Raw genomic sequence first — 2,944 nt, 5'->3', positions numbered from 1 at the left:
AAGCCCTTCATTATTCAAACAGAAGCGGCATGGTCTAATTTAGCTACAGGGAGAATTCAGCGAATGTGGTATGTAATCTTTTCTCAGGATGTTGAAAACAGCTTAGAGCGTCGCCTGAGTGTTCGCGAAAAACACCTTGCTCGCCTGAAAGAGCTTCAAGAACAAGGCCGCCTGTTGGTTGCGGGTCCAATGCCGGCTATCGACAGCGACAATCCGGGCGAAGCCGGTTTCACAGGCTCAACTGTCATTGCTGAGTTCAACTCTTTGGCTGATGCCAAAGCATGGGCAGACGCCGATCCTTACATTGAGGCCGGTGTGTATGACAACGTTATTGTTAAGCCATTTAAGAAAGTCCTCCCTTAATCGGCCACGGCATTACACACCCGCATAGATCGAGATTAATTATCTGATGTTAAAGAAAACACTTATATGCATCGCATTACTTTCACTGGCTGGCTGCGCATCAAGCCCAGATGATGCAGCGAAAGCGCTGGCCAAAAGTCGTGCGTCGCTGATCAATAACAAAGCCCCCTATGACAAGGTGGGTGAATACCAGATCATGAAGGCACAGGCGCGAGAAAAAACTGTCGAAATCACCATTTTATATGGTGGTGGCGGTAAGATCCCACCTTCGCAGGCTGTCAAAAATGCAGCCGTGAATTACTGTAACAGTGAAGAGCTCATCCCTCTGTTTAGTGAAGGCGTGAACTATAAGATAATGATCATGGATATGCGTGGACGCACCATGGCAGAACAGCCAGTCTATGACCAATACTGCCAAGACCTGACGAAATAACAGGTAGAGTAATACTTCGTTCTTCGGGGCTATAAATCATCGATACCGCCAGCGTTAAGCCTCTGGCGGTATTTTTTTGCAATTACTTTCTGTCGAATACCAGTACTTTTAACCCGCCTTCAGGATCAATGTCCTTAAACTCCGGCGGGTTGTCCAAGCGCTCGGTATATGCCAGCTCCGGCGCTTCGGTCGCCATACCGTCGATCAAGAACTGAGACGACACAGACGGATCATTCACACAGGCGACGACCTGGCCTTTTTCTGTCAGCAGTTCCGGCAGACGTCGAAGGATCTTCTGGTAATCCTTGGTCAGGGCAAAGCTGCCCTTCTGGAACGAAGGCGGATCAATGATGATCAAGTCGTAAGGCCCCAGTTTGCGGACTTTGCCCCAAGACTTGAACAACTCATGCCCTAGGAAGCTCACTTTCTTCAGATCATGCTTGTTGAGATGATGGTTATCACGGCCGCGGCTCAATGCTGCCTTGGCCATATCGAGGTTAACCACATGTTCGGCGCCGCCTTCGATGGCTGCAACCGAAAACCCACAGGTATAGGCGAACAGATTCAGCACCCGCTTTCCTGCGGCATGCTCCATTACCCAGCGGCGACCATAACGCATGTCGAGAAACAGGCCGTTGTTTTGCTTACGCCCCAGATCCAGCTTAAATGTCAGCCCATTTTCTACCACGTCCTGATATTCACCGCTTTCGCCCCATAGAAGCTCCATCGGTGATCCCTGCCGGTCGCGATGCTGAAGTAGCAGCGATGTCGCTCCGCTTTGCAGCCAGGCTTCGGAGGAAACCAAAGTCGTCAGAGTGCTATGCAGTGCTGCAAGGAAAGGTTCCGATGGCTCTTTAAATAAGGAAACTAAGACCTGACCACTCAGCCAGTCAACAGTAAGCTGTTCTAGCCCCTGCCAACAGCGTCCCCGACCGTGAAATAAGCGGCGTACTTCAGTCGGTGGTGACAACAGTTCAGTTAGCAGGTGTTGTTCTAAGGTCGGCAGCGCGGTGGTTTCCATAACTCTACAATCTTGATCAAAATTAGGGCGTTATTCTAATACCATTGGCTCATACCATTCCACACAATTATCGGCAGCACAATCTGCCTATACAAAGGAGCAGCAACAAAAGGTAAATAAGATAGATCAGGCTACGAGTTTGATATTTTCATCAGGGTGGCGATGGCTGGCGAGGGTAACATATTCTGCAGTGACACGGACTTGTCTCTGACGTTTGACGCGGGATTTGAACTTCTGACGATTACGTCGAAATGATGCCAGCCCCCAAAATAGAGATTTGTTCTTTTTCTTCTTCAGTCGCATGCGAAGCGACATGGAGCGGGTCAGGCGCATTGTAATCCTCTGTCTAGGCGTTTCCTAGGCCGCTATTATATGTGATCTCTATCAATAATTTAATTGCGTTTGCTCAAGTTACAGCCGGTTAGACGACTTTAATTTATATTTTTACCGATTATGTGTAAAAAAAGGCTATTAAGGCCTCTTTTACACACTCTTATTTAACAATTGTGGTTATTTGATAACCACTGCTACTTTTTGACCGCTAGTTTCGGCCAACTCAGCTCCCATGGACACTGCCATTCATTCAGGGCCTGCTGGACTTCTGCGGTTTGCCACAGCTCGCCACGGTCCGGCACACAGATAAACTGGCACCACTCGCCCTGATAGGGAAAACGCAACGCATAGGCATGAAGATAGCCGCGATCGACCTCCTCGCAACCATAAATCATATCCCCGGCAATGCCCGATCCCACACTGCGCAATGCTACGCGAATTTGGTGGGTCTTTCCGGTATGGGGCTTACACAAAAACAGGCGACGCCCGTTACCACCCGCCGTCGAGAAGAACTGCGTCACGGCGGGATTGTCTTTGCTGCTTTCAAGCTTCCAGCTGCTACGGCGGGAACGGGTCATGTCACCAATCACAACGCCCTGCTTTTTCTTTGGCTTTTTCGTACCGATAGCCAAATAAAACTTCTCGACATCACGACGGGCAAAATTACCCGACAGCACCGAGGCCGCTTTTTGGTTTCTTCCTAGCAACAGCAACCCGGAGGTCATCTTATCTAGGCGATGAATAAGGTATAGCTTCTCATCCCCGGTTTGCTCGGCCACGGCTGCCAGCAAAGG

5 protein-coding genes are annotated in these 2,944 nt (G+C 49.5%); 2 read left to right on the top strand and 3 right to left on the bottom strand.

Going from position 1 to position 2,944, the window contains the following annotated elements:
* Nucleotides 1-63: 63 nt before the first annotated feature.
* Together MHN01_RS22900 and MHN01_RS22895 are read left to right on the top strand one after the other, a co-directional pair.
* Nucleotides 64-363: a YciI family protein gene (locus MHN01_RS22900; RefSeq protein WP_075768424.1), complete on the top strand. Its 300-nt coding sequence runs from the start codon at nt 64-66 to the stop codon at nt 361-363.
* 46 nt (nt 364-409) lie between these two features.
* Entirely contained in the window at nt 410-796 is a 387-nt protein-coding gene (locus MHN01_RS22895) for a GspS/AspS pilotin family protein (protein ID WP_239413655.1), read from the top strand.
* An 82-nt stretch (nt 797-878) separates the two neighbouring features.
* Here the strand turns inward: MHN01_RS22895 and MHN01_RS22890 are convergent, their stop codons facing one another.
* The 3 genes from MHN01_RS22890 to MHN01_RS22880 form a co-directional block, all read right to left on the bottom strand.
* Nucleotides 879-1,817: a class I SAM-dependent methyltransferase gene (locus MHN01_RS22890; RefSeq protein ID WP_239413654.1), complete on the bottom strand. Its 939-nt coding sequence runs from the start codon at nt 1,815-1,817 to the stop codon at nt 879-881.
* A gap of 126 nt (nt 1,818-1,943) precedes the next feature.
* Nucleotides 1,944-2,150, bottom strand: a complete 207-nt coding sequence (locus tag MHN01_RS22885) for a hypothetical protein (protein ID WP_160648133.1) — start codon at nt 2,148-2,150, stop codon at nt 1,944-1,946.
* Nucleotides 2,151-2,344: 194 nt separating this feature from the next.
* Nucleotides 2,345-2,944, bottom strand: a 600-nt coding sequence (locus MHN01_RS22880; RefSeq protein WP_239413652.1) for a TIGR01621 family pseudouridine synthase, incomplete at its 5' end; no start/stop codon positions are given.

Source organism: Photobacterium sp. OFAV2-7 (assembly GCF_022347985.1).
Taxonomy (GTDB): Bacteria; Pseudomonadota; Gammaproteobacteria; order Enterobacterales; family Vibrionaceae; genus Photobacterium.
The sequence above is the reverse complement of the archived record's forward strand: the minus strand, read 5'-3'. Positions and strand labels throughout refer to the sequence as shown.